21 protein-coding genes are annotated in these 16,838 nt (G+C 56.1%); 14 read left to right on the top strand and 7 right to left on the bottom strand.

What is annotated here, in order from left to right; genetic code table 11:
* The 4 genes from L8K08_RS27765 to ycaC form a co-directional block, all read left to right on the top strand.
* Nucleotides 1-252 (top strand): DarT ssDNA thymidine ADP-ribosyltransferase family protein (locus L8K08_RS27765; RefSeq protein WP_242201401.1); only part of this gene is annotated, 252 nt, incomplete at its 5' end.
* Nucleotides 249-893 carry a DUF4433 domain-containing protein gene (locus L8K08_RS27760; protein WP_242201399.1) on the top strand — a complete coding sequence of 215 codons (645 nt, stop codon included), beginning with the start codon at nucleotides 249-251 and terminating at the stop codon, nucleotides 891-893. The genes L8K08_RS27765 and L8K08_RS27760, both read left to right, overlap by 4 nt.
* A complete protein-coding gene (locus tag L8K08_RS27755) occupies nucleotides 890-1,978 on the top strand; it encodes a macro domain-containing protein (protein ID WP_242201398.1) in 1,089 nt (362 codons plus the stop codon). The genes L8K08_RS27760 and L8K08_RS27755 overlap by 4 nt, the downstream gene beginning before the upstream one ends.
* Nucleotides 1,979-2,290: 312 nt before the next feature.
* A complete protein-coding gene (gene ycaC, locus L8K08_RS27750; RefSeq protein WP_242201397.1) occupies nucleotides 2,291-2,923 on the top strand; it encodes an isochorismate family cysteine hydrolase YcaC in 633 nt (210 codons plus the stop codon).
* Between the two features lie 156 nt (nucleotides 2,924-3,079).
* Here the strand turns inward: ycaC and L8K08_RS27745 are convergent, their stop codons facing one another.
* The 7 genes from L8K08_RS27745 to L8K08_RS27715 all read right to left on the bottom strand — a co-directional run bounded on the left by L8K08_RS27745 (nucleotide 3,080) and on the right by L8K08_RS27715 (nucleotide 8,175).
* Nucleotides 3,080-4,237: a glutathionylspermidine synthase family protein gene (locus L8K08_RS27745; RefSeq protein ID WP_242201396.1), complete on the bottom strand. Its 1,158-nt coding sequence runs from the start codon at nucleotides 4,235-4,237 to the stop codon at nucleotides 3,080-3,082.
* Between the two features lie 12 nt (nucleotides 4,238-4,249).
* Nucleotides 4,250-4,963, bottom strand: a complete 714-nt coding sequence (locus tag L8K08_RS27740) for a DUF1190 domain-containing protein (RefSeq protein WP_159960212.1) — start codon at nucleotides 4,961-4,963, stop codon at nucleotides 4,250-4,252.
* 18 nt (nucleotides 4,964-4,981) lie between these two features.
* Nucleotides 4,982-5,410 (bottom strand): DUF350 domain-containing protein, encoded by a 429-nt coding sequence (locus L8K08_RS27735; RefSeq protein ID WP_106580265.1) that lies wholly within the window; start codon nucleotides 5,408-5,410, stop codon nucleotides 4,982-4,984.
* A gap of 15 nt (nucleotides 5,411-5,425) precedes the next feature.
* Nucleotides 5,426-6,100, bottom strand: a complete 675-nt coding sequence (locus L8K08_RS27730; protein WP_242201395.1) for a DUF2491 family protein — start codon at nucleotides 6,098-6,100, stop codon at nucleotides 5,426-5,428.
* Nucleotides 6,101-6,260: 160 nt separating this feature from the next.
* Entirely contained in the window at nucleotides 6,261-6,821 is a 561-nt protein-coding gene (locus L8K08_RS27725) for a rhomboid family intramembrane serine protease (RefSeq protein ID WP_242201394.1), read from the bottom strand.
* Nucleotides 6,822-6,878: 57 nt separating this feature from the next.
* Entirely contained in the window at nucleotides 6,879-7,577 is a 699-nt protein-coding gene (locus L8K08_RS27720; protein ID WP_145162567.1) for a PspA/IM30 family protein, read from the bottom strand.
* A 16-nt stretch (nucleotides 7,578-7,593) separates the two neighbouring features.
* Nucleotides 7,594-8,175, bottom strand: coding sequence for a YjfI family protein (locus tag L8K08_RS27715; RefSeq protein ID WP_145162716.1), 582 nt, complete (start codon nucleotides 8,173-8,175; stop codon nucleotides 7,594-7,596).
* Nucleotides 8,176-8,781: 606 nt separating this feature from the next.
* On the opposite strand from L8K08_RS27715, the gene L8K08_RS27710 reads away from it, so the two are divergent.
* From L8K08_RS27710 to L8K08_RS27665, 10 genes are all read left to right on the top strand, one after another.
* Complete coding sequence (locus L8K08_RS27710) at nucleotides 8,782-11,949, top strand: hypothetical protein (RefSeq protein ID WP_242201393.1); 3,168 nt, start codon at nucleotides 8,782-8,784, stop codon at nucleotides 11,947-11,949.
* 275 nt (nucleotides 11,950-12,224) lie between these two features.
* Nucleotides 12,225-12,869, top strand: coding sequence for an NAD(P)H-dependent oxidoreductase (locus tag L8K08_RS27705; RefSeq protein ID WP_242201392.1), 645 nt, complete (start codon nucleotides 12,225-12,227; stop codon nucleotides 12,867-12,869).
* Nucleotides 12,808-13,188: a MerR family transcriptional regulator gene (locus L8K08_RS27700; protein ID WP_242201390.1), complete on the top strand. Its 381-nt coding sequence runs from the start codon at nucleotides 12,808-12,810 to the stop codon at nucleotides 13,186-13,188. The genes L8K08_RS27705 and L8K08_RS27700 overlap by 62 nt, the downstream gene beginning before the upstream one ends.
* A gap of 136 nt (nucleotides 13,189-13,324) precedes the next feature.
* Nucleotides 13,325-13,552: a hypothetical protein gene (locus L8K08_RS27695; RefSeq protein ID WP_242201388.1), complete on the top strand. Its 228-nt coding sequence runs from the start codon at nucleotides 13,325-13,327 to the stop codon at nucleotides 13,550-13,552.
* A gap of 36 nt (nucleotides 13,553-13,588) precedes the next feature.
* A complete protein-coding gene (locus L8K08_RS27690) occupies nucleotides 13,589-13,942 on the top strand; it encodes a hypothetical protein (RefSeq protein ID WP_242201386.1) in 354 nt (117 codons plus the stop codon).
* 169 nt (nucleotides 13,943-14,111) lie between these two features.
* Nucleotides 14,112-14,261, top strand: coding sequence for an RHS repeat domain-containing protein (locus L8K08_RS27685; protein WP_242201385.1), 150 nt, complete (start codon nucleotides 14,112-14,114; stop codon nucleotides 14,259-14,261).
* Nucleotides 14,262-14,269: 8 nt separating this feature from the next.
* Nucleotides 14,270-14,416, top strand: coding sequence for a polymorphic toxin type 47 domain-containing protein (locus tag L8K08_RS27680; protein WP_242201384.1), 147 nt, complete (start codon nucleotides 14,270-14,272; stop codon nucleotides 14,414-14,416).
* Nucleotides 14,413-14,808: a hypothetical protein gene (locus tag L8K08_RS27675; RefSeq protein WP_242201383.1), complete on the top strand. Its 396-nt coding sequence runs from the start codon at nucleotides 14,413-14,415 to the stop codon at nucleotides 14,806-14,808. The genes L8K08_RS27680 and L8K08_RS27675 overlap by 4 nt, the downstream gene beginning before the upstream one ends.
* A gap of 259 nt (nucleotides 14,809-15,067) precedes the next feature.
* Complete coding sequence (locus tag L8K08_RS27670) at nucleotides 15,068-15,481, top strand: hypothetical protein (protein WP_242201382.1); 414 nt, start codon at nucleotides 15,068-15,070, stop codon at nucleotides 15,479-15,481.
* Between the two features lie 226 nt (nucleotides 15,482-15,707).
* A complete protein-coding gene (locus tag L8K08_RS27665) occupies nucleotides 15,708-16,838 on the top strand; it encodes a Fic family protein (RefSeq protein WP_242201381.1) in 1,131 nt (376 codons plus the stop codon).

Raw genomic sequence — 16,838 nt, 5'->3', positions numbered from 1 at the left:
ATTCAATTGCTCGACTATGCCGAAGGCTTCGAAGCAATCAATTGGGACGTCATGAATGCCAGGGACTACCACGATCCACACTGCAAAAGCATCTGTATGGCAGAGTGCCTATCGCCTGATGTCGTTTCCCCAAACGATTTCTTTAAGGTTTTTGTTTCAAACGCCGAGGTTGAGGCCCTATGCGTGGCTAAAATGCGCGAGGCCGGTGTTAATGTACAAATCGGAGTGAATCGGGGAATGTTTCTTAGATGATTTATAGCAGTCTGAATCCAGAAAAAGCGCTGATTTGGCGGATAGTCCACCGCGATAATCTGCCCTGGATTCTGGACAACGGCCTGCACTGCGCCAGCTCCGAGGTGCAGGCACCGCAGTACGTGAACATTGGCAACGCTGACTTGATCGACAAACGCCGCACACGCTGTGTTCCTATCGAGCCTGCTGGCGTATTGGCCGACTACGTGCCCTTCTACTTCACCCCGTTCTCTGTGATGATGAAAAACATCCACTCCGGGTGGAGCGTTCAGCAGCGCAGCAATGACGAGATCGTGATTCTGGTCTCCAGCCTGCACCGCGTCGCTGAACTTGGCCTACCGTTCGTCTTCACAAACGCACACGCTTACCCGGATTGGACAGACTATTACAGCGATCCGGAAAATCTTCATGAGATCGATTGGTCTATCCTTCAACGACGCGACTTCAAACGTGACCCCGATGACCCTCGCAAGATGGAGCGTTATCAGGCCGAAGCGCTGATTCACCACCACCTACCGATTACAGGACTCCTTGGCATCATGTGTTACACCGATGCGATGAAAGAACGCATACAGCAGGACGTTGCCGCCAGAGGCCTGACGTTGTCTGTGCATGCGCGTCCGGGATGGTATTTCCAATGATCAGATTCACCCAAGGCAACCTTTTGGAAGCCAATACCGAAGCTCTCGTCAACACGGTGAATACCGTGGGCGTGATGGGCAAGGGTATCGCGCTGATGTTCAAAGAGCGCTTTGCGGAAAACTATCGCCTGTATGCAGCAGCCTGCAAGGCTGGCGAGGTAGAGACCGGTAAGGTTCATGTGACTGCGGTCAACGAACTGGACGGTCCTCAATGGATTGTTAACTTCCCGACCAAACGTCACTGGCGATCGCCATCGCAAATGGCTTGGATAACCGAGGGTCTACACGACCTACGTCGTTTTCTGATCGAAAACCATGTTAAGTCTGTGGCGGTTCCACCTCTGGGTGCGGGTAATGGTGGACTGAAATGGCTGGAAGTTCGCGAGCAAATTGTTGATGTCTTGAGTGATCTGGATGTCGATGTGCTGGTATTTGAACCCTCCAATCAGTATCTGAATGTCGCCAAGCGCAGTGGTGTGGAGAAGCTCACCCCCGCCCGTGCACTCATTGCGGAACTGGTTCGACGCTACTGGGTTTTAGGTATGGAATGCAGCCTGCTTGAGATTCAGAAGCTGGCTTGGTTCTTAGAGCGCGCCATTGAGAAGCTGCCGGATGCAAAAAACCCACTGGATCTAAAGTTTGTTGCTCATAAATACGGGCCATATGCCAATCGGTTGGAGCATCTGCTCGATAACCTGGATGGCAGCTACCTGCATTGCGACAAGCGCATCAGCGATGCAGGTATCAGCGATGTGATCTGGTTTGATCAAGACCGAAAAGCCTTCCTCCAAACCTATCTGAAGACGGAGGCCAAGGAGTACTCACAAGCCCTTGAGCTTACCGCCGAATTGATCGATGGCTTTGAGTCGCCCTTTGGCATGGAACTGTTAGCGACAGTCGACTGGTTGCTTAGCCAGGAAGACGTTCCCCCGACTGTTACAGCGGTGCGTGAAGCATTGAAACAGTGGGATGGCGGCTCCAGTGCTGCTACTCGCAAAACCAAGCTGTTTGACGATCAAGCGCTTGATATTGCACTAAAACGGCTTACCTCCAGCGCTTTCAAGCCTCAAATGGCCACCTGCTAGATATAAGTATTCTTTGTGCAGGTTGTCAGCAGCCTGCACAAATATAACTTTTCAGATTCACTCGTTAGAAAGCCTAACCCCCGATTTACTCAAATCGGCTTCTTGGTTCCTGCTAAAAAATCCCGCCCTACAAACTCATCCTCCCCCGCCTCTTCGCACTGCACCGACTCGAATCTCCATTTTTCACAACTGTCCCGTTTGAGTTGACAGTAAGACTCACCCCACCCGATTTATCCCCCACCTCCCACCCATTAATCTGTGCCCATGTTGAACGCAACGCCCAACCAACCCAACCAAAAAAGGATTTCAACCATGAGCACTCCAACCCTCAGCCGCTTGAACAAAGACGACGCCGTAGTTCTGCTGGTCGACCACCAAACCGGTCTGATCTCGCTGGTGCAGGACTTCTCCCCCAACGAGTTCAAGAACAACGTGCTGGCCCTGGCCGACCTGGCCAAGTTCTTCAACTTGCCGACGATCCTCACCACCAGTTTCGAGCAAGGCCCTAATGGCCCGTTGGTGCCGGAGCTGAAGGAAATGTTCCCGGAAGCGCCGTATATCGCTCGCCCTGGTCAGATTAATGCGTGGGATAACGCGGACTTCGTTAAGGCGGTCAAGGCGACTGGGCGCAAGCAGATCATCATTGCGGGTGTGGTGACGGATGTGTGTGTGGCGTTCCCGACGTTGTCGGCGCTGGCGGAGGGGTTTGAGGTGTTTGTGGTGACGGATGCGTCGGGCACCTTCAATACCACGGTGCAGCAGGCGGCGTGGAGCCGCATGACGCAGGCCGGTGCGCAGTTGATGAATTGGTTTTCGGTGGCGTGTGAGTTGCAGGGCGACTGGCGCAATGACATGGAAGGGTTGGGAAATTTGTTGTCCCAGCGGATTCCTAACTATCGAAATTTGATGAATGGGTATGCGGCGGTGACGGCGCGTCAGGGCTGAGGTTGACAGGGTTTCCCAAAAACCTGTGGGAGCGGGCTTGCCCGCGATGGCGGTGAGTCAGTCGATATATTCGGCGGCTGAGACACCGTCTTCGCGGGCAAGCCCGCTCCCACATTTGTTCTTTGCTGCTTTGAGTATTGGGGCAAGCCCGCGCGATCAGTCGAGGATCAGGTGCGGGAGAAACCGGCTTGAGTCCTTGGTGATCAAACTGTTGTCTTCGCGCACGCCGATGCCGGCGGCTTGATCGCCGATCACCCAGGAGCCGATCAGCGTGTAGCTGTCACCAAAGCGCGGCAGCGGCGCAAACTCCTGGAGGATGAACGGCGCGTCGGTGTAGGGGCCGTCTTCTTTTACGATCAGGCCGTCGGCGGTGTGCAGTTCGATGTTGGCGCCTTCGCGGGAGAAGAACGGCTTGCGCACCCAGCCCTTTGGCACGGCTTTGCCGGGATCGGTATCCAGGTGGGACGCGAGCAGGTTGGGGTGGCCTTTGTTGAATTCCCACAGCAGCGGCAGGATGCCTTTGTTGGAGAGGATGGATTTCCAGGCGGGCTCGAAGAACTGGGTATCGCACTGGGCAATCGCGGCGCCGAAGGGCTCGTGGAAGATGAATTCCCAGGCGTGCAGTTTGAACAGGTGCGGGATCCAGCGATCTTCCAGGTCGACGAAACGGCCTTCGGCAGTCAGGCCGATGTCTTCGATGTCGATGTGGCGTGATTCGATGCCGACTTTTTCTGCGACCAGGCGCAGGTAGTCGGTGGTGCCTTTGTCTTCGACCGAGTCTTTCATCGAGGCAAAGTAGAACGGCTGGTTGACCTGCAATTGGGCGAAGGCCTGATGCAGTTTGGTGTCGATGCTGTTGAACTGGTCAGCGTGCTTGGGCAGCAGGCCGCGTTCGATGCATTGTTCCAGCCAGCCCCATTGAAACGCCGCCGCCTCGTAGAGGCTGGTCGGTGTGTCGTAGTTGAGTTCGAGCAGCTTGGCGGGCCCGCTGCCGTTGTAGGAAAAGTCCATGCGCCCGTACAGGTGCGGGTGGCCTTCGAGCCATGAGGTTCGGATCATGTCGAAGAACGGCGCGGGAATGCTCAGGCGCTCCAACAGCTCTTCGCTCTGCACCACGCGGGCCACGAGGTCCATGCACATGTCATGGATCTCGGTGGTCGGGTCTTCGAGGTCGCGCTCGATTTGCTTGAGCGTGAACTGGTAGTAGGCGCTTTCGTCCCAGTAGGGTTCGTCGTCGATGGTGTGGAACAGAAAGCCGAGGCTGTCGGCGGTCCGTTTCCAGTCATGACGCTCTGCGCAGTGGATCTTTTTCATGGCCCGGTTTCCTTAACTGCTCGACCCGCCGCCGCCCCAGCCGCTGCGGGCGCTGGCTTTGCTGCCAAAGCCGCCACGGGAGGTCGAGGACGCCACGGACACCGGCTTGCTGGAGGAGCGCAGCGTGTTGGTGTAATTGCTGCTGCCGTACCTGGCCTGGTTGGACCGGCCGAATGTCGCCCCATTCGAGACCCGCTGGTTGAGCGTTGAAGAACCGTAATCGCCGCGATCATCGCGGTAGCGGTACACCGGTTCGGAGCGGTAGCTGTTGCGATTGTTGCTGAGCATGTTGCCGATCAATAGGCCCGTCAGCAGACTGCTGGTGGAGAAGCCTGAGCCGCCACTGTTCGCTTGGGCGCCGCCGACTTGCGCGTTGGCCGCATCGACCTGGGATTGCGTCACCTGGCCGGCGGCGGTCAGTTCGAAACCGCCCAGTTTGGGGATGAACTTGCCGTTGGAGTCCTGCTGACACCAGTTGGCGACAAAGTCGGCATCGCAATCGGCCTGGCTGTCGTACACCGGGGCAATGCGCCGATGCTCGGCCATGGCCGTCATGTAGGCGTCCGAGCACACGTCCACTGGAAGCTTTTCATCGGCGCATTGCTGAACCGACTGGAAGTTGTACTTCTTTTGCAAATCGTAGGTTTTTTCGGTCGGCCCGCAGCCGGATATCGCCATCGCGACCGACGCTGCCAGCGACAACTGGACGTACTTGCTTCGTTTCATCGGGAGCTCCGTGCGCGATCAGTTCTGGGTAGGCGTCATGCACGCGGCATTCAACATGCCGACGCTGATGGACACGGCGGCCACGTAGATGCCGGCGGCGAGTTCGCCATTCTTGATGCGCTCGGACGTGCCTTTAAGTACCAGGCTGGTCAGCAGAAACGCCAACAGTTGGACGACGGCGGCGATCACCGCCCAGACGACGAAGTCGAGGAGGCTGATCGAATAGGCAATCACGTTGCTGGCCGGAATAGCGAAACCGATGATAGCGCCGCCCAAGGCGACCGCAGCCGACACGTTGCCCGCACGGATCAGTTCGAACTCCTTGTGCGGCGTGATGCGGGTGTAGATGAACTGGAACAGTGCGAACAGCACAGCCGCACCGAGGATGTAGGTGACAAAGCCAAACACAGCGGCTTTGTTCAGGGAGATAGAGAGAGCTTCCAGCATGGGGGTTTTCCTTTTTTAAAGCGTAGTCAGGTCGGTTGTGTACAGCGAAATGCCCAGCGACGTACTCAGGCTGACGGTGCCCTCTGCGTCTTCTTCGACGGAAAACAGCAGAAACTCGCGACGATCAGTCAGGCCGGTGTCGCGGGCGTAAAGCATCGAACGGTGCTCGACGCTGTAGGCGTCCTCGGGGTTTACAACCTGTTCGGTCATCGCCACCAGCTCTGTCTGGCCAGCCTCGCTGCCCCACACACGGGCGTATTCGACGCCGTTGTGGGTGTAGGTCGGCAGCCCGATCAGACTCTGTGGCCCGGCCAGTCGACGCAGTTCCGCTTCACTGCTGATCGTGACGACACTGAGGTAGTTGAACAGGATCACCGACTCGACCTGCCCGGCGATCTCGCCGGTGGTGTGCACCTGCAGCCAGTAATCTTCGTCGTTCATGTAATAGCGCGACAGCCAGGTCGACTGGCCGAGGTCTACGGTGCCGTTGGCCCAGATTTCCTGGGAGCCGGGGATCACTACCGTGGTTTTTTCATCGAGCAACAATTTCAGGCTCGCGTCGAACATCACGCCTTTGCCGGGTGCCAGGCCCAGTGGCCCGGTGACCGGATGGGTGTTGCCGGCTGTCCATTGCGACGCTGTATTCGCTTTCGGGGCCTCAAGCCCCATCAATTGTTTAAACCATCCCATTGGAGATTTCCTTGAGGCGAGCGGAGGCGATGCAGAAGCGGGGAAAGAGGGACGCGGCGCGCAGGCGCAACAAAAGAAACATCGACATTTGGCCCCTGACTCCCTGGGTATTTGATTGCGGATGACAAGATCGCCTCGGCGTGTGGAGGCTCAAGTGCGTTCACCCGGCATTAAACCTGCTGCGCGGCGAGGATAGAAGTACCTTGGCTGCAATAAACCCGGCGAACGCGCCAAAGAAGTGCCCCTCGAACGAGATCCCCTGACGAGGCAGGAAACCCACGATCAGGCCACCATACAGCACCGCTACAACACCGGCCGTTATCAGGTTGCTCCAGCTTCGGTGGAACCAGGCGCGAGACAAAAGGTAGGCCCATAGGCCGAATACCCAGCCGCTGGCACCGATATGTACGCCGCTGAAACCGAACAGCCAGACCAGCGACCCGCCCAGCAAAATAATGATCGCACTGACGGCAATGAACCGATGGATTCCTTCGACAATGACCAAGGTGCCCAGGACCAAAAAGGCGATCAGGTTTGCGCTCAGATGAGCAAACGACGCGTGCAAAAACGGTGAGGTGAGGATGCCGAGCAGCCCCTGCACCGTTCTTGGGATCAGGCCGAATGCCATGAGGCTGTAACCGGTCGCCACATTGACCAGTTGCAGCGCGACCATCAACAGCGCCACGCCTGCGATTGTCTTGAAACCCTTCAGGGCATCCATCCTGACCTCGATGTAAAAAAAGAAGGGCAGCGCCTGCCCTTCTTGCTTCGGCGCGGCTTACTCGGCCGACTTTTGCTTCAGGCGTTCCAGAATCGCATTGGCGCTGCCTGTGTCCGGCGTGATGCCGGCGTCGCGCAGCTTGCGCTCCAGGTCGGTGCCCGTGGATGCCTCAGCCAGTTCATCCTGAGCTTGCAGTTCAGCGGCACGTTGCTGCTGTTTGGCCTGCAAGCGATTCAGGGTACCGACGGCGGTTTCCAGCTTGCCGTTGGCGCCACCACTGGCGATGGACGCACTGACCTGGGCCTTCTGTACGCTTTCGCGCGCCTTGGCCATGTCCACTTGCTGGCGCAGGCTTTTGATCCGGCTTTCGGCTTTGGTGATGTCTTTGCGCATGCCGTCGGCGTAGCCGCCGAACTCGGTGGCCTGCTTTTGCTCGACGTCACGTTCGTTGGTCAGGGTCGAAATGGCTTCGGCCACTTCCATGGCCAGGTCTTCACGATTGGCCTGGATAGCGGCCATGGCCTTGGACTCCAAGTCCTTGATCTTGGCGTCGTACTCGCCGACGCGATCAGTCGCCAGTTTGTGCTTGGCCATGATGCTCACCAGCTCACGCTTGGCGTTGGCCAGCGCCGTGTCGGCGTCGCGAATTTCCTGGTCGAGGATGCGCAGGGCTTGTTGGTCGACGATCGATTCGCCGACTTCGCTGGCACCGCCACGCAGCGCGGTGAACAATTTGCTCCAGATGGACTGAGTCATTGGATACTCCCGATACTTAATTGAAGAAACGTTCGAAGGCTTCGCTGGCGCGCTGCACGTTGTCGACCAGGGTTTTCACCTCAGTCACGATGTTGGTCAGGCTGGAGTCGGAGCTCAACGCACCGAACATGTTGTAAACAACTTGGCCGTTAGGCATGGACTCGATGCCGATCGACGAAAGCGGGAACATTTCGCGGCTGCGCAGCACCGCGTCATTGAATGCCGTTACGTCATTGATGGACTCGACGTCGACCAGCACGGTGTCCACGATGATCTGTTCGCCGACCACCGCGATGTAAATCGGCAAGCCCCCGAAGTCGTTCATTTCCAGCTTGATGCTGGACTCGGCGCCCTGAACGAGAGAAAGCGTAATGTCGTTGGAAACCACTTCATCCAAGGCCTGAAGCGCTGTGAAGAGGCGATCGATATTCCAGTTAGTACCTGCGCTCATGAAATTCTCCGACATGAATGAGCCAGCCAGAATCGGTTGGCGAAGCTGTTTCTCCATTTGCTTGAGCAGGCTTCGGTTTTCGGGAAGCACCCAAGTCTCGTGTTTCACATAACCGGCAGCCGTCAGGCCCGCGCGCATCTGCTTCATGTAAAAGCTCGATGGTTTTTTCGCGGGCGACTTCAAGCGCTCTCCCTTGCGGCTTGCTGAATCAGGATCGGGCCCTGCTGGCGGGCTCGATGGAGAGCTGCTTTTCATGGTGCTGACCTCGTTGTGAAAAACTCACGCGTGAGAAAATCTACAGGCAATGTTGGCGATGCTCAATAGCTCACGCGTGAGATTTTTCCTGGTGCGTCGCGCCGGTCAAAAAGCACCCTCAGCTCAAGAATGCCTCTGCCGGCATTGAAATCTGATGAACGGTTCTTGGGCGGGAGCGGCGCACCACCACCCAGCTTGCCGCGCTCTACGTTAAGCCCGTGTTGAACGCTAGGCTCTCTTGCCAATACCCGCCCTACTCCATAAATGTTCCGAAATAACCTCGCCGTTGTGAATTGTTGTGAAGGCTTTGCGAATGGGCTAAAAGTCCGTGCTAAGTTCCGTGACGTCATCTTTCACAGCAGCAACGCCCAGCGGCCAACCAACTAAGGTCGCCCTCTCGTTATTCAGTAAACCGCCTCGGGTAAGTTACCTGGGAAGTTGTGCGGCCCTGCGCGTTTTAAAAGTGGCAGGCGTAATAATTAGATCAGGAGAAGTACCATGGTAGCGAAGGTAGAAACGACCCCAAAGGACGCAGCGGTCACTCAAAAAAGCTCCGTCGCTGCCTGGGAAAAATCCGTCGAAAAAGCATCAGCACCCAAGGACGAGCTGGGTAAAGGCCAGAAACGCCCCGAAGGTGATACCCGCTCGGCCCAGCAAATTATTGATGACACGCCGCTGCTCGCCCAGCTCGGTAATCAAAGCGGAGTGAAGGACAACCTTAAAAAGCAGGTCGGCGATTTTGAGAAAGACGCGGACGCCGCCTATCGCGCCTCCAAGGTGCTGGAGCATGTCGAATACATCGACGAAGACGGCAAGCTGACCGATGGCAAGGATGTGGGCAACAACAGCATCGACGGCTTCACCAGAGATGGCGAGGCGCGGCATGGCACTGAGGCGGGCCGGCTGCAGGATTTCGGCAAGTATGGCTATTCCAGCCTGCGCGGCGAGGTGGTGAAGTCGGATTTGGGCGACCAGCAGAAGCGCCCCGACGGTGACACGCGCTCGGCCAAGGAGATTATCGACGCCACACCGCTGCTGAAAAACCTCGGCAATCAGAGTGACGTGAAGGACAACCTCAAGAAGCAAGTGGGCGATTTCGAGAACGACGCCGACGCCGCGTACCGCGCCACCCAGGTGCTGGAACATGTGGTGAGCATCGATGAAAACGGCCATTTGCTCACCGGTATCGACGCCAGGAATAAAGACAACGACAGCATTGATGGCTTCACCAAAGACAAGGAAGCCCGCCATGGCACCGAGGCCGGGCGCTTGCAGGATTTCGGCAAGTACGGCTATTCGAGCCTCAAAGGCGACCTGATGCACGTCAAAGACGCGACGCACACCGACAAGGCCGCGCCGCCTGATGAGCCCGAAGACGTGCAGGCCCTGCGCGACAAATACAACATCCCGACCTTCGGCGCCGAAGGCCTGATGGACATGGAGTTGCCCAACGACAAGACCGTGGGCGGCCAGACGGCCGAGAACTTTGTGCAGGGCATTCGCGATGACATCAAGAGCGGCAAGCTGGCCGAAGACTCGGATGAAGCCAAGATCGTCAAGCTGATGGACGCCCAGGCCGCGCTGGACAACGGCTACGAACTGTACGGCTACGCGGAGAGCATCAACCTGGGCAGCGGCACTTACCGTGAGACGGATAAGACGCCGACGCAGTTGAACGGCAAAGACGTCAAAGAGATGGTCGACGAGGACAAACTCGCCAAAGAAATTTCCACGTTGATGGGCAAGGAAGGGATTAAGGATCGCTACGACGCAGAACTACAGAAAAGTGTCGGTAGTTTGTCGCAAGATCGGTTGAATGAAGTGCGCGAACAAGTATTCCCGGCCCTCTTCAAAGACGGCACCCGTGATGCCAACTTGAACTTCGAAGAATATGTCATCGCGATGAACGACTCGGGCGATCCGAAGAAATCGGAGATGGCCGAGTTGGATGTAGACCGCTATTTCGAGTCGCTGCGCATTCTCGAACCGGACAGCTACACCGCACGCAAACAGACGTTCGACCAGAACATGATGACGCACCAGCTCAACACCTACATGGAAAACCCCGATAAGGTCTCGCCGGAAAATACCGAAAGTGGGCTGAAGGCCTCGTTCACGATGATCAAGGGCGGTATCAACGCCGCCCTGGGTGGCCTGGACAAGGGCGACAAAGCCTACGACATGTACAAAAAGATGAAGGATGAGATCGACATCCTCGACGGCCATATCAAAGGGCTGACACCGGCAGAGAACAAACAGATCGCAGCGGCCATTCGTCTCGCGGCTGCCAGCGGCGACCCGAAAGCCATCGACAAGGTGGTCGACACACAATTGAAGGGCCTGGGCGCTAATCGCGAAGCGGCCGCTGGCTCCCTGAAGACAGTGCTGCACACCGCCAGCTCCACCGGCGGGCTCAGTGCCATGGCGGGCACCATGAACCTGGTCAGCGGCGCGCTGCAGCTCGCCAATGGCGGCGGCAACATGACCGATGACCAGAAGATCGCCGCCGCGAAAGACCTGGTCGCCGGCTTGAGCTTCACTAACGACTTCCTCAAGTTCGGTTCGAACATTGTGGAAACCCTGGGTGGCACCAAACCCTATGAACCTGACGTGGACAAAGACGGTAAAGGTCCGGCAAAAATCAAGGCCACTGAATGGCTCGGCCTGATCGATGAGAATCTTCCGGACATCTGGGGCAAGAAAACCACAGAAAAATCTGACGCGCTGGCCGCATCCATCAGCACCCGCGTCAAGGAAGCTTCCGACACTCTCAAGAAACTCGACGTGGGCAATCTATCGGCCGATGAGGTGAAGGAGTACGACAGCGCCGCCAAAACCCTGGGCGAACACATGGGCGTCAAGGACCTCCCCGGCAAAGGTACGCCGGCGTCCAAATCCGAAATTGCGATCGCCTCCGGGCGCTCGTTCCTGCGGTTTATGGGCGGCTCCGGCCTGGACTTGACCGGCGGCGTGATGGACATCGTTTCCGGCGCGCGCAAACTGAAAAACGCCAAGACCGCACTGGAAAAAACTGACGCTGCCTTCACGCTGGGTGGAGGTGCGTCCGGTACGGGTATGGCGATCGCCAATACCATCGCGATGTTCGCCCCCAAAGGTGCTCACCTGGCAGGCAAACTGGCCGGTGATGTTGCCGCGACGGTGATACGCGGGCTCGCCATCGGCGCCCGTGTGGCGGGTCCGGTTTTCGCCGTGGCGGGTGTTATCTTCGGGGTCGCAGGCACCCTGATTGCCGAGGCGGTCGAGCATGCCAAAATGCAAAAACTCACCGATTCCCAAGGCAAGTTCTTCAAAGACCTCGCCGACGCCGGCGTGACCAAGGACGACTGGGGCGACAAGCTCGAATACGCGCGCTATGCCACCTACATGTACGGCGGCCGCGACACGCCGGACGACAAGTCGATGTTCGAGTATCAGTCGGACGAGTGGAAACACTTCCAGGAAACCGAAGACAAAAAAGGCAGCTCGCTGGCGCGACTGGCGCCCTACCTGCACAAAGACAGCGACCCGGACAGCAAAAACCTGTGGGAGAAATTCCTCGCAGGCGGCACCAGCTCCAGCGGGCCGCATGGCAGTGAACGGCACACCGACGACTGGCGGCCTTGGGGCAGCACGGACATGGAGACGGGGAGCAAGCACACGGCTTGATGTTGCGTAGGCATTTATCAGCCAAGCCCATGCTGTTCAGTCAAGCGTAAATCCCTGTGGGAACGGGCTTGCCCGCGAAAGCGCTGGTTCAGCCAACATCATTGTTTGCTGGGCCGACGTCTTCGCGGGCAAGCCCGCTCCCGCAGTTGATCTTCGCGGCTTTGAGTATTGCGTTCGCTTAACTGAGCGCCTTGACGCGCGGCATGGTCCGGCACTTGACTCTCCCCTATACGGCACACCCTACCCTGAAAGCTCCCTTTTCAGGACATCACCCTATGCCCCAGCGCATCCTGGTCATCCTCGGCCACCCTTGCGGCACGAGCTTCTGCTCAGCATTGGCCGATGCCTACATCCACAGTGCAAAAGTCGCCGGCCACCAGGTACGCGTCCTAACCTTGGGCGACCTCACTTTCGACCCCGTGCTTCACCACGGCTACACACAGATCCAACCATTGGAACCTGACTTGCTCAACGCCCAGTCCGACATCCTCTGGGCCACCCATCTGGCATTCGTTTTTCCGATCTGGTGGGGTGGCATCCCGGCGTTATTGAAAGGGTTCATCGACCGTATTTTCCTACCCGGCTTTGCCTTTAAATACCGCGAAGGCAAGTCGTTTCCTGACAAGCTGCTGCTCGGCCGAACCGCGCACGTGTTGGTGACCCTGGACACGCCGCCGTGGTATTACCGCTGGTTCTACCGCATGCCCGGCATTCATCAGGTGCGCAGCACCACACTGGCGTTTTGCGGCATCAAGCCGACCAAAACGTTGATGTTCGGGCCGCTGTTGGGCTCTACGCCAGCGCAGCGGGAAAAGTGGCTGACTCAGGCTGGCGGACTAATGGGAAAAGGGAGTTTTCATGTACATCGGCAAAGCCGCGCAACTGTCGGGCACGACCATCAAGGCGATTCGTCACTATGAGGCGATAGGCCTGTTGCCAGCGCCGCAGCGGGAGGGGCGTTATCGGGTCTATTCGGCGCAAAGTGTCGAGCTGCTGGCGTTGATCAAGTGCGCCCAGCAGTTGGGGTTCAAGCTCAAGGAGTTGCAGGGAATTCTGCACGGGCACGAGGGCGATGTTTTGCCTTGGGAGCGTGCAGACCAGGCCATCGCCAGCAAGAAGCGCGAACTGGCCGGGCAGATTGCCAGGTTGCAGCAGGTGCAGGCGGAGTTGATGGCGTTTGAAGCGCAGCTCAAGGACGCGCAAGGGCAGTGCCAGTCAATAAGCATTTTCGCTAGTTGAGGTAGCCCTTAGCCTTGAGTTGACACCGACCTTTTCGTTCTCTGCGCAGTCCCTTTCTGATTTTTCCAGCCGTTCATCCAAGCGCTTTTTCCTGCGGCATGCTCCGACGCCTTGCCCTTTTGCCGAGACGTCACGGATGACCCACGCCGCCCACATTGCCTTTATCGAACATGAGCTCAATGGCTTCCATCAGAGCCTGGCGGAGTATCGCCAGCAGATGGGCGCCTGGTATGCGCGGGCGCTGGATTCGGTCAGCCATGCAGCGGACAGCACCAATGAACATGGGAAAGATAATCGGAGAAGGATACAAACGGGACGGCTACGAATATGGAAAACAGAAAAAAGCCAGAGTTTTTTTGAATGAAGACGGAAACCCCATAACAGCCTTTACGGATTTCGAATGAAAATTAAACCAAGCCTTTCAACAATCCAAGGTCTGCTTTTTACATATTGCATCGAAAATGCAAGAAACCCTGACAGAGAGGAGCTTATTGCTTTCACAGATGTTAACAACTCGAAAGAGCTTAAAGACCTGTTTGACAAGCTGACCAGACCAGAATTTATCAAATATAAACATGAAGAAAGACAGCGACACATTCAGACCCTAGAATACTTTCTAAATACTGAGGAAACATTCGAAGCTGTTTTTTACCTTTTCGACACTTACTTCAATGACGAAATCATTGATAAAAGACAGTTCATGAAAGTATTGCTTGAGTGCCTTATACGTTACAACTTAAAAACAAACGCATAAACCGTAACGTTGTTGGCGAGCGAGCTTGCTCGCGTTGGGCTGCGAAGCAGCCCCAATAAACCCTACGCGTTTCCCAAGCCAAACCCAGGGCAAGCCTGCTCGCCACAATAAGCCTGCTCATCACAACAAACCTACTCACCAGATACCAAGGTTCACCCTCAAAAAATGAGTGAACCCGGCGCCCAATCAACTCGTCACCGAATATCGCTACGACCGTCAGCACCGGCTAATTAGCATCACCCAACCCAACGGGCAAACAGCCAGCTACCGCTATGACCCATTTGGTCGGCGCATCAGCAAAACCGTCGACAACATATAGATAACCCTTTGCTGGTCCCGAGTACCAACGGCCCACGCTCACCTCATATTGGCTACCAGACTGCCGGAAAGCGCGGTAACGGAGGTGCCAAAAGAGGCCATATCTTGCTGAATCTAACCCCCGTCAACCGCTCCAAGATTGGTATTGCACAATGAGTTACCTAGAAGCAGAGATCGACGAAAGCTTAGAAAACTTAGGTATTCAGAGTAGAAAACTTGCCCCCAAAGACTTAGATATATTAATCGCATCTCTTGGCAACGTGTTTTTCTGCGAGAGTGCCAACCATCTTGATCCAACTCAGTTACGGGTTAACCGCACGGAGTACAACCCTGATTTCTGGCAAGAGGTATCAAAGCACATTCAAAGTAATCAGTTGATTTTCGTTGTGTTCGACACGTCCTATAGAGCATGGGAAATCGCCTCTCCCCAACAACTTGAGCGTATTTTATCTGATACCACTGGATACCCATTCTGGGTGACGGACATGAGCTTTGGATTTTTGATCTACGTGGACGACCATGATTGCGTTAGTTGGGCTTATCCCTGAAAAACAACTTCCCCTCACGCGGCCATCAACAACCCCGACACCGAACAAAACGGCAAATGAAAATACGTATCCAACCGCACCAACCTCCACCCGCCCAGTTTTTTAAACACCTCTCCAGCACCGAATCGCTGATCGCCCAGGCAAACATCACCACTGCTATCGCACGGACCTCCATCGCAGGATTCATATGAGAACCGGCGAGAAATAAAACAAACCGTATCCCCCTCTTTATGCCAAAAAGACTTCTGAAGGACGACAAATGATTACTCTACTGGAAAAGTCATCAGACCCTATAACAAACCACTATAAAAAAGGAAAAGTGATAGCACTCAATAAGCATGCAAATGATGATGTGATATTTCTCATTGAGGGAACAACTATAAACTGTTTTGTCAGCTACTGCCCCTACACTATCGAAGTTGGAGAAACCTACGACATAGAACTCACCCTAAACCTTTCCGACGACTACGAGATTGAACGGGTTGAACCGAGGAAAATACTGGTTGAAAAGGCGAATTATGGTTATTGCTACTTCCTCTACGGAGAGCTACTCAATGAGACTTTTCTTACTTTCACTTCGCTGAGCGATGAAGATATCCACTACGAACACCCCGAATGTAACGAGCACTTTATTAAATTAAAAGTTCAAAGAATTGACGCTAGCTTTCGCTGAGCCTGACAGTGAGATCAGCCCCCATCGCCTTTTTGTATTCACAAAAAGGCGTCCAGCGCAAAGCTCTAGATTTTGAAGCATATCCACGCCGAGGCTTGGAGCAAGCGGCTAATGACTCTCTCGAATAGTTTGAAAACAGCACGATGAGCCGAATAGAATGCACAATCGGCTCACTGAATGAGCCGAATAGCCCATTTATTCGGCTCACGCACCTAGGCACGCCTTCATGGATTCTCCTTCCTGGATCTGGCAACACACTGACTGGCCCCACTTCCATTGGCAGCCCGGACGCCTGGCTGTCTTGCTGCGCGAGTGCACGCAAGCCCAAGGCAAGCTGTTAGGCATGCTCGGCTCCGTTAGTCAGGCGGTCAGTGCGCAGAATGAGCTGGATGCTTTGCTGCAAAACATCCTGACGTCTTCGGCAATCGAAGGCGAGCAGCTGAATGTCGGCTCCGTGCGATCCTCTTTGGCGCTCCGCTTGGGCCTGGAGGCACAGCAAGATGGACAGGTGAGCCGCCGCAGTGAAAGCCTCGCCGAATTGATGATGGACGCCACCAAACAATTCGCACAGCCGTTCACCCTTGCGCGCTTATTGAACTGGCATCACTGGTTGTTCCCGACCCCGGAAGCGGGCTTTGCCGCGCGCGCGCTCAATGTCGGCGCTCTGAGGGGAGATGAGCCCATGCAGGTAGTCTCGGGGCGACTGGATCGGCCGACGGTCCATTTCGAGGCGCCACCGCGCCGGGGACTGGAGCAAGCGCTGGATGACTTCCTCGAATGGTTCGAAACCAGCCGCAACCAGCCAGAGCTGGACCCGTTGGTTCGCGCCGGCGTCGCGCACTTCTGGTTTGTCACGCTGCATCCGTTCGATGACGGCAATGGTCGCCTGACCCGCGCAATCACTGACTTGGCATTGGCACAAGGCGAGCATCAGGCCATCCGTTTTTATGCCATGTCAGCCAGCATTCTTGAGGATCGCGCCGGTTACTACAACGCATTGGAATCCAGCCAGAAGGCCACACTGGATATCACCGCTTGGCTGGAATGGTTCCTGAAAACCTTGCTGCGCAGCCTGGAGCAGGCGATGGCGCGAATTGACCGAGTTCTGGCCAAGACCCGGTTTTGGCAGCAGCACCGCGACCTCTCGTTATCTGCCGAACAGATCAAGGTACTCAACCGCCTGCTCGACGGCGGTGAAAAAGGCTTCGAACACGGTATCAACGCCGCGCAGTACCAGGCAGTGGCGAAGGTGTCCAAGGCCACCGCAACCCGGCATCTTACTGATCTGTTGGAAAAAAACTGCCTGGTCCGTTTGCCTGGCGGAGGCCGTAGTACGCGCTATCAAATCAATGGCTGA

This window comes from Pseudomonas sp. TREG-RG-20F-10-E-6-01 (assembly GCF_022662455.1).
Lineage (GTDB): Bacteria > Pseudomonadota > Gammaproteobacteria > Pseudomonadales > Pseudomonadaceae > Aquipseudomonas.
This window is presented reverse-complemented; position numbering and strand designations above follow the sequence as displayed.

Bases quoted from the DNA above. Each gene is read 5' to 3' on its own strand.
- L8K08_RS27760 (WP_242201399.1), top strand. From the start codon at position 249: ATGATTTATAGCAGTCTGAATCCAGAAAAAGCGCTGATTTGGCGGATA.
- L8K08_RS27755 (WP_242201398.1), top strand. From the start codon at position 890: ATGATCAGATTCACCCAAGGCAACCTTTTGGAAGCCAATACCGAAGCT.
- ycaC (WP_242201397.1), top strand. From the start codon at position 2,291: ATGAGCACTCCAACCCTCAGCCGCTTGAACAAAGACGACGCCGTAGTT.
- L8K08_RS27745 (WP_242201396.1), bottom strand. From the start codon at position 4,237: ATGAAAAAGATCCACTGCGCAGAGCGTCATGACTGGAAACGGACCGCC.
- L8K08_RS27740 (WP_159960212.1), bottom strand. From the start codon at position 4,963: ATGAAACGAAGCAAGTACGTCCAGTTGTCGCTGGCAGCGTCGGTCGCG.
- L8K08_RS27735 (WP_106580265.1), bottom strand. From the start codon at position 5,410: ATGCTGGAAGCTCTCTCTATCTCCCTGAACAAAGCCGCTGTGTTTGGC.
- L8K08_RS27730 (WP_242201395.1), bottom strand. From the start codon at position 6,100: ATGGGATGGTTTAAACAATTGATGGGGCTTGAGGCCCCGAAAGCGAAT.
- L8K08_RS27725 (WP_242201394.1), bottom strand. From the start codon at position 6,821: ATGGATGCCCTGAAGGGTTTCAAGACAATCGCAGGCGTGGCGCTGTTG.
- L8K08_RS27720 (WP_145162567.1), bottom strand. From the start codon at position 7,577: ATGACTCAGTCCATCTGGAGCAAATTGTTCACCGCGCTGCGTGGCGGT.
- L8K08_RS27715 (WP_145162716.1), bottom strand. From the start codon at position 8,175: ATGAAGCAGATGCGCGCGGGCCTGACGGCTGCCGGTTATGTGAAACAC.
- L8K08_RS27710 (WP_242201393.1), top strand. From the start codon at position 8,782: ATGGTAGCGAAGGTAGAAACGACCCCAAAGGACGCAGCGGTCACTCAA.
- L8K08_RS27705 (WP_242201392.1), top strand. From the start codon at position 12,225: ATGCCCCAGCGCATCCTGGTCATCCTCGGCCACCCTTGCGGCACGAGC.
- L8K08_RS27700 (WP_242201390.1), top strand. From the start codon at position 12,808: ATGTACATCGGCAAAGCCGCGCAACTGTCGGGCACGACCATCAAGGCG.
- L8K08_RS27695 (WP_242201388.1), top strand. From the start codon at position 13,325: ATGACCCACGCCGCCCACATTGCCTTTATCGAACATGAGCTCAATGGC.
- L8K08_RS27690 (WP_242201386.1), top strand. From the start codon at position 13,589: ATGAAAATTAAACCAAGCCTTTCAACAATCCAAGGTCTGCTTTTTACA.
- L8K08_RS27675 (WP_242201383.1), top strand. From the start codon at position 14,413: ATGAGTTACCTAGAAGCAGAGATCGACGAAAGCTTAGAAAACTTAGGT.
- L8K08_RS27670 (WP_242201382.1), top strand. From the start codon at position 15,068: ATGATTACTCTACTGGAAAAGTCATCAGACCCTATAACAAACCACTAT.
- L8K08_RS27665 (WP_242201381.1), top strand. From the start codon at position 15,708: ATGGATTCTCCTTCCTGGATCTGGCAACACACTGACTGGCCCCACTTC.